The sequence below is a fragment of the Streptomyces sp. NPDC002790 genome (assembly GCF_040295505.1).
Taxonomy (GTDB): Bacteria; Actinomycetota; Actinomycetes; order Streptomycetales; family Streptomycetaceae; genus Streptomyces.
The window spans coordinates 1-7,434 of sequence record NZ_JBEOVM010000184.1 but is presented as its reverse complement, the minus strand read 5'-3'; the positions used below and the strand labels follow the sequence as shown (position 1 = coordinate 7,434).

Genomic DNA, 7,434 nt, shown 5'->3' with positions numbered 1-7,434 from the left:
CGGAGGTTGGGGAGCGGGTGGCGGGTTACGGCCTCGGGGCTCCGCCCCGGACCCCGCTGCTCAATCGCCGCAGGGGCTTGATTTGGCCCCACTTGCGCTTGAATTGGCGCCACGTGAGATTGGTCCCGCGGGAGAGAACGGACAGTCTCCGGCAGGAGCTCGCAGAAGCGGTCCACCGTCAGGGTGTGGACCAGCCACCGCCACGCCGCCTCGCTCTCCACCCACACCCCCACATTCGCATCGCCGCCCTTGTCCCCACTGCGCGCGCCCGCGACGAGGCCGAGGGGAGCGCGGCGCGTCGGCCCGGGAGGCAGGGGATCCGGAAGGGCGGGGTCGGCGACGGGGGCGAGCGGGCGCGTCTCTCGTACAGGTACGGGGACCGGTCGGCGTTCCCCGTCCGGCAGCACCGCGACGTGCGGCACCGTCTCCCGCTCCACGTACGCCGCCTCGAACACCCCGTACGGGGAGCCCTTGCCCGGCGGGGCCGTGACGTGGAAGCCGGGGTAGGAGCCGAGCGCCAGCTCCACCGCGGCGCCACTCAGTGCCCGTCCGACGGCCTCCTGGTCGTGGTCGTGCACGACGAGGCGGAGCAGCGCGCTCGCGGTCTCCTCGGTGTCGGCGTCGGGGCGGTCGGTGCGGGAGAGTTCCCAACGGATGTGCGCGGGGGCCGACTTGGCACCCCGCAGCGCGTCCTCCATCTGCCCCCGCACGAGCGCCGCCTTCGCCTCGATGTCCAAGCCGGTGAGCACGAAGACGACCTCGTTGCGGAACCCGCCGAGCCGGTTGAGTCCCACCTTGAGGGTGGGCGGCGGGGCCTCGCCGCGTACGCCGTGGATGCGGACGCGGTCGGGCCCGTCCGGCGTGAGGCGGACGGTGTCGAGGCGGGCGGTGACGTCGGGTCCGGCGTACCGGGCGCCCCCGGTCTCGTACAGGAGTTGCTCGGTGACGGTGCCGAGTTCGACGAAGCCGCCGGTCCCGGGGTGCTTGGTGATGACCGCGGAGCCGTCCTCGTGGATCTCGGCGAGGGGGAAGCCGGGGCGGCCCAACCGGTGGGCGCGGTCGGCGAACCGGGAGTAGTTCCCGCCGGTCGCCTGCGTCCCGCATTCGAGGACGTGCCCCGCGACGACGGCCCCCGCGAGCCGGTCGTACGCATCGTCCGGCCACCCGAAGTGCCAGGCCGCGGGCCCGGTCACCAGCGCGGCATCGGTGACACGGCCCGTGACCACGATGCCGGCGCCCGCGTCGAGACACGCGGCGATGCCCGCGCCGCCGAGGTAGGCGTTGGCGGTGAGGGCGCCCGGGAACCGACCGGTGCCGAGCAGGTCGTCACCCTCGACGTGGGCGACGCGTACGGGAACGCCGAGGCGGGCCCCCAACTCCCGTACGGCATCGGCGAGTCCCGCCGGGTTGAGGCCGCCCGCGTTGGCCACGAGGCGTACGCCGCGCTCGACCGCGAGGCCGAGGCAGTCCTCCAACTGCCGCAGGAACGTGTGGGCGTAGCCGCGGTCCGCGTTCTTCAGGCGGTCGCGGCCGAGGATCAGCATGGTCAGCTCGGCGAGGTAGTCGCCGGTGAGGACGTCGAGTTGGCCGCCGGTCAGCATCTCCTTCATGGCGTCGAAACGGTCGCCGTAGAACCCGGAGGCGTTGCCGATCCGCAGCGGAGGCCTGCTCATCGGGCCCCCTTCGGCGCGCGCCCCTTCCCCGGTGGCCCGGCGAAGGCCTGTGCGATGTCGAGCCAGCGGTCGGCGTCGGGGCCCTCGGCGCGCACGTCGAGGTCGGCGCGGTGGGCGCGCTGGGTGACGAGGAGGCAGAAGTCGACGGCGGATCCGGTCACCCGCTGCACGGCGCCCTCGGGCCCGTACGTCCACAACTCGCCGCTAGATGCCACGAGTTCGACACGAAACTCGTCGTCGGGCGCGGTGACCCCGTGCACGTCGAACGCGAACTTCCGGGCGCGCACGCCGATCCGGGCGACGTGCCGGAGGCGATCGCTGGGAGCCCGTACGACCCTCAGGGCGTCGGCCACGTCCTGGCCGTGCGCCCACGTCTCCATCAGCCGACCGGTCGCCATGGAGGCGGCGGACATCGGCGGGCCGTACCAGGGGAACCGGGTCTTGTCGGCCGCGGCGGCCCGCAGCACCTTCTGCAACCGCTCGCGCCCCTCCCGCCAGCCCGCGAGCAGCGCGGCCGGGTCCTGACGGGCGCCCTCCTCGGCCCCTTCGTCGACGAACGACTCCGGCGCGGCGATCGCCTTCTCCACCTCGCCCGCGAAGGCGTCGGCGTCGCTCATGGCGAGCAGGGCGGCGCGGTCGGTCCAGGCGAGATGGGCGATCTGGTGGGCGACGGTCCAGCGGGGCGCGGGGGTCGGGGCGGCCCACTGTGCCGCACTCAACTCCCCTACGAGCCGGTCGAGTTCCTCGCTCTCGTCCCGCAAGTCCTCGAACACGGCGGACGGTTCGGACACGGTGCGCTCCCCTCCGGGCACGGCGGTGTGCGGCGTGTCTGGAGCATGGCAGGGGGCCAAGAAACAAGCAAGCGTGCTTGCATGGAAGTTGGTCCGATTCGTGAGCCGGTCCGTGAGCCGGTCCGTGAGCCGGTCCGTGAGCCGGCTCCACTACTCGGCGGCCTCCCAGGCGAATCCGTCCGGGTCGGTGAAGGCGCCGTCCGTGCTGCCGAGGACGATGCAATGCGAGCCGCTTCCTTCGGCGGCGACGCCGAGGAGCTTGGCCAGGGCACGGCGCTTGTAGAGCGCCAGCTTCACGGTGCCTGCCCCGGTCCCGCCGGAGGCGAACTCCGCGTACTTGCCGCCGAAGCTCTTGGCCACGGTCAGGCCCCGGTCGACGTAGAACTGCTTGGTGGCCTTCACGTCCTCGACGCCGATCAGCAGGACGAGCTCGTCGACCTCACCCGTGGCCGGGCCGCTGTCCTTCTTCGCCGAGGTCACGATCTGCCAGATCGTCCCGTCCGGCGCCCGGACGACGCCGCCGTAGCCCCACATCGACTTCGTGGCGGTCTTCAGCACCGTCGCTCCGGCGTCCACGGCGACGCCGAAGAAGCCGTCGACGGTGGCGGGGTTGGACACCGTGAGCGCCAGGGTGAACCCGCGGAATCCGGTGGTGGGCGCCTCGGCCGCCCGCAGACGGATGTGGTCGGCCACCCCGAAGGCGGCGTAGAAGGCGCGGGCGGCCTCGGGGTCGGACACCTCGAGGGTGACGGTTTCGAGGAACGTGGTGACTGCGGTGGTTGATGTCATGTCTCTCACGCTATGGGCGGCCCGGGGGGCGGGGCTTCTCGATTCCTGACCGGTCTTGTCACCTGCTTCGCGACGCACGCCGGCATCCCCTCCACCACGACAGCGGGCCCCGCGTCACCGCCCGTACGCGGGTCATCGGCGGGGTCGGCCGCCGCGTCAGCCGCCTCCGCCGCGAGCCGCCGGAACGCCCCGGGCGGCATGCCGACCAGTTCCGTGAAGCGGGTGGTGAACGTGCCCAACGAAGCGCAGCCGACCGCCCAACAGACGTCGGTGACGCTGAGGTCGCCACGCCTCAGCAGCGCCGTCGCGCGCTCGATGCGACGCGTCATCAGGTACGAGTACGGCGACTCCCCGTACGCGGCCCGGAACTGCCGGCTGAGGTGCCCGGCGGACATGTGCGCCTCGCGAGCGAGCGCCTCCACGTTCAGCGGCTGCGCGTACTCCCGGTCGATGCGGTCGCGGACGCGGCGCAGCCGCGCGAGATCGGTCAGGTGCTGCGCCTCGACGCGCGCGCGTCGCCACTCGGGCCGGCACATGGCGCGGCCCTCAGCGCAGTTCCTGGATGCGGACCAGGTTGCCCGCGGGGTCGCGGACGGCGCAGTCCCGGATGCCGTACGGCTGCTCGGCCGGCTCCTGGACGACCTCGGCGTCACCGGCCTGCACCTTCTCGAACGTGGCGTCGAGGTCCGGGGTGGCCAGCAGGATCCAGCCGTAGGTGCCCTTGGCCATCATCTCGGCGATGGTGCGGCGCTCGTCCTCGGTGACTCCCGGGTCGGCGGCGGGCGGCGCCAGCAGGATCGACGTGTCGGGCTGACCCGCCGGGCCGACCGTGATCCAGCGCATCCTGCCCTGCCCGACGTCGCTGCGGACCTCGAAGCCGAGGACGTCGCGGTAGAAGGCGAGCGAGGCGTCCGGGTCGTCGTGCGGCAGGGAACTCGTATGAATGGTGATGTTCATGACGAAGAGGCTAGAAGCGACTGCGCGTTCGCGCTTCTCTGTTCCTGATTGATCCGTCGTATGTAACAGCCATGTATGAGACGGCGGTCGGGCGGAACGATCAGCGGGCGGGGTGGGTCCTGATGATCAGTAACCCTGCATCGGACGCAACCGACAGACCTACGAGTCAAGGATGAAAACCATGCGTGCTCGCAAGCTCACCCTCGCCGCCGTCGCCCTCGCCGCGGGCCTCTCGCTCACCGCCTGCCAGGGCAACGACGACTCCGCCGCGAGCAAGAACGACGACTCGTCGTCCTCGGCCGCGTCCTCCTCCGGCGGCGACGCGACCACCAAGGCCGCCGCCAAGACCGCCGCCAAGGGCTCCGCCGAGGGCAGCGGCAACGGGCAGATAAACACCGGCCCGTGCAAGACGGCCAACCTGGCGTTCGACACCGCGCACGGCATGGGCGAGGGCACCCTCATGGTCAGCATGAGGAACACCAGTGACGCCTGCTCGCTCAAGGGGTTCCCGGGCGTCGACCTCCGGTCCGAGGCCGCCTCGGGTCCGCTCAGCGCCAAGCGCAGCGAACTCGCCTCGCCGACCGTCGTCCTGGGCAACGGCGAAACGACCCGCTTCACCCTCCACTACCCGCCGAACAACACGGGCGGCTCCGGCGTGGACGTCACCTCCCTCGACATCACGCCGCCGAACGAGACCCACTCCACGACGGTCAAGGTCGGCATCAACCTCCCGGTCTCCGACGGCGCGGACCAGAAGGTCTACGTGGACCCGGTCGGCACCGGCAAGCAGTGACGGCGCCCGTCACTCGTGCAGGGCGACGGCGGGATCCTTCTTCCGCCCCACCTGCGTCCGCACCGCCCCCATGCTCGCCGCGATCACGAGCGCGATGGCCACGACCTCCGCCCAGCCCAGGTTCTGGCTCAGGACGAGGAAGCCGGAGAGCGCCGCGACGGCCGGTTCGAGGCTCATCATCACCGCGAACGTGGACGCGGGAAGGCGGCGCAGGGCGATGAGTTCGAGGGTGTAGGGCAGGACCGAGGACATGATCGCGACGGCCGCGCCGAGGCCGAGCGTCACCGGGTCGATGAGCTTGTCGCCCGCCGTCGCGACGCCGAGCGGCAGGCACAGCACCGCCGCGACGACCATCGCGAGCGCGAGCCCGTCCGCCTGCGGGAAGCGGCGCCCCGTGCGGGCGCTGAACATGATGTACGTCGCCCAGCAGGCGCCGGCCGCGAGCGCGAAGCCCACACCCACCAGGTCCAGGCTGCCGAGCCCGTCCCCCGCCCCGCCGAGCAGGAACACGCCGCACAGGGCGAGCCCCGCCCAGGCGAGGCTGGAGACCCGGCGGGACGCGAAGACCGACAGGGCCAGCGGGCCGAGGACCTCGAAGGTGACCGCGATGCCCAGCGGGATGCGGGCCGCCGCCTGGTAGAAGAGCAGGTTCATGCCGCCCATGGCGATGCCGAAGGCGACGACCGTGCCCCAGTCGGAGCGCGAGTGCCCGCGCAGCCGGGGGCGGCAGACGATCATCATGACGACGGCCGCCACGACGAGGCGCAGCGTGACGACGCCGACCGCTCCGGCGCGCGGCATCAGGCTCACCGCGAGCGCCGCGCCGAACTGCACCGAGATACAGCCCGCGAGGACCAGGCCGACCGGACCGAGTGAGCCGCGGCGGCGCCCCGACGGCGCTTCGGCCACGGTCACGGCCGGGGCGGTGTCCTGCGCCACGGCCACGGATTCGGTCTGCGGCCCGCTCACGGTCCACCCCTCTCGTCTTCTTCTCGGCTCTTCTTCTCGACCGGTCGCTCGTAGAGTCGAACGCCTAGTGCAATGTATTAGACCGCACAGAGCATCTTGATGAACAGTCCTGGGCGGTGTGACTCTCCACGCTAAGGCCGCCCGGCATGCCCGGCGAAATGCGTTTTGCGAACTGTCCGGGACGGCCTGACGCGACAGGCGAGATTCCGCATCTCACCCACCGAACACCTTGCGGTCGACGAAACCCCACGGGCTACCCTCCCTTTCGTGGCTGAGATCCAGATTCCCGCTGACATCAAGCCCGCCGACGGACGTTTCGGCGCTGGCCCCTCCAAGGTGCGTACGGAGGCGTTGGACGCCCTGGCCGCCACCGGCACCTCTCTGATGGGTACGTCCCATCGTCAGGCTCCGGTCAAGAACCTCGTCGGTCGCGTGCGCGACGGCGTCAAGGACCTCTTCTCCCTCCCCGAGGGCTACGAGGTCATCCTCGGCAACGGCGGCTCCACCGCGTTCTGGGACGTGGCGACGCACGGCCTGATCGAGAACAAGTCGCAGCACCTGAACTTCGGCGAGTTCTCGTCCAAGTTCGCCAAGGCCTCGAAGCTCGCGCCCTGGCTCGCCGAGCCGACCGTGATCTCCTCCGACCCGGGTACGCACCCGGAGCCGGTCGCCGAGGCCGGTGTCGACGTCTACGGCCTGACGCACAACGAGACCTCGACCGGTGTCGCCGCGCCGATCAAGCGCGTCGCGGGCGCGGATGCCGACTCCCTCGTCCTCGTGGACGCCACGTCCGGCGCCGGCGGCCTGCCCGTCGACATCTCCGAGACCGACGTCTACTACTTCGCCCCACAGAAGTCCTTCGCCTCCGACGGCGGCCTGTGGATCGGCATCTTCTCCCCGGCCGCGATCGAGCGCGCCCAGCGCATCCACGCGTCGGGCCGCCACGTCCCGGAGTTCTTCTCCCTGCCGACGGCGATCGACAACTCCCGCAAGAACCAGACGTACAACACCCCGGCCCTCTCCACGCTCTTCCTGCTCGCCGAGCAGCTGGACTGGATCAACGGTCAGGGTGGCCTCGCCTGGTCCACGGCCCGCACGAAGGACTCGTCCTCGCGGCTGTACTCGTGGGCCGAGGAGTCGAAGCACGCGACGCCGTTCGTGACGGACGCCGCCAAGCGCTCGCAGGTCATCGGCACGATCGACTTCGACGACAGCATCGACGCTGCCGCCGTCGCCAAGGTGCTGCGGGCCAACGGGATCGTCGACACGGAGCCGTACCGCAAGCTGGGCCGCAACCAGCTGCGCGTCGCGATGTTCCCGGCCATCGCCCCGTCGGACGTCCAGGCCCTGACGACCTGCATCGACTACGTCATCGGCACCCTCTGACCCACCCGCCGTCACGGCCCCTGGGGCGGGGCGCCCCCCCCCCCACCCACAAAGCCCCCGCGGCGGGGGGGGATCG

8 protein-coding genes are annotated in these 7,434 nt (G+C 71.5%); 2 read left to right on the top strand and 6 right to left on the bottom strand.

Going from position 1 to position 7,434, the window contains the following annotated elements; all coding sequences use genetic code 11:
* From ABT004_RS35325 to ABT004_RS35305, 5 genes are all read right to left on the bottom strand, one after another.
* A partial coding sequence (locus ABT004_RS35325) for an acyclic terpene utilization AtuA family protein (protein ID WP_351345581.1) occupies positions 1 to 1,673 on the bottom strand: 1,673 nt, incomplete at its 3' end.
* Entirely contained in the window at positions 1,670 to 2,464 is a 795-nt protein-coding gene (locus tag ABT004_RS35320) for a TIGR03084 family metal-binding protein (protein ID WP_351345578.1), read from the bottom strand. The genes ABT004_RS35325 and ABT004_RS35320, both read right to left, overlap by 4 nt.
* Positions 2,465 to 2,614: 150 nt before the next feature.
* A complete protein-coding gene (locus tag ABT004_RS35315; protein WP_351345575.1) occupies positions 2,615 to 3,253 on the bottom strand; it encodes a glyoxalase in 639 nt (212 codons plus the stop codon).
* Between the two features lie 5 nt (positions 3,254 to 3,258).
* Entirely contained in the window at positions 3,259 to 3,789 is a 531-nt protein-coding gene (locus ABT004_RS35310; RefSeq protein ID WP_351345572.1) for a helix-turn-helix transcriptional regulator, read from the bottom strand.
* Positions 3,790 to 3,799: 10 nt separating this feature from the next.
* Positions 3,800 to 4,210 carry a VOC family protein gene (locus tag ABT004_RS35305; RefSeq protein WP_351345569.1) on the bottom strand — a complete coding sequence of 137 codons (411 nt, stop codon included), beginning with the start codon at positions 4,208 to 4,210 and terminating at the stop codon, positions 3,800 to 3,802.
* Between the two features lie 181 nt (positions 4,211 to 4,391).
* Between ABT004_RS35305 and ABT004_RS35300 the strand changes: the two genes are divergently transcribed.
* On the top strand, positions 4,392 to 5,003 hold the full coding sequence (locus ABT004_RS35300) for a DUF4232 domain-containing protein (protein WP_351345566.1): 612 nt from the start codon (positions 4,392 to 4,394) through the stop codon (positions 5,001 to 5,003).
* 9 nt (positions 5,004 to 5,012) lie between these two features.
* Here ABT004_RS35300 and ABT004_RS35295 read toward each other — a convergent pair whose 3' ends face one another.
* Positions 5,013 to 5,972, bottom strand: coding sequence for an EamA family transporter (locus ABT004_RS35295; RefSeq protein WP_451193342.1), 960 nt, complete (start codon positions 5,970 to 5,972; stop codon positions 5,013 to 5,015).
* A 267-nt stretch (positions 5,973 to 6,239) separates the two neighbouring features.
* Here ABT004_RS35295 and serC point away from each other — a divergent pair, with 267 nt between their 5' ends.
* The gene (serC, locus tag ABT004_RS35290) at positions 6,240 to 7,358 is read left to right on the top strand and encodes a phosphoserine transaminase (RefSeq protein ID WP_351345563.1); all 1,119 of its coding nucleotides are present in this window, start codon (positions 6,240 to 6,242) and stop codon (positions 7,356 to 7,358) included.
* The last annotated feature ends 76 nt before the right edge of the window (positions 7,359 to 7,434 follow it).

Coding starts and splice junctions, on each gene's coding strand:
- ABT004_RS35315 (WP_351345575.1), bottom strand. CDS start 3,253: ATGACATCAACCACCGCAGTCACCACGTTCCTCGAAACCGTCACCCTC.
- ABT004_RS35310 (WP_351345572.1), bottom strand. CDS start 3,789: ATGTGCCGGCCCGAGTGGCGACGCGCGCGCGTCGAGGCGCAGCACCTG.
- ABT004_RS35305 (WP_351345569.1), bottom strand. CDS start 4,210: ATGAACATCACCATTCATACGAGTTCCCTGCCGCACGACGACCCGGAC.
- ABT004_RS35300 (WP_351345566.1), top strand. CDS start 4,392: ATGCGTGCTCGCAAGCTCACCCTCGCCGCCGTCGCCCTCGCCGCGGGC.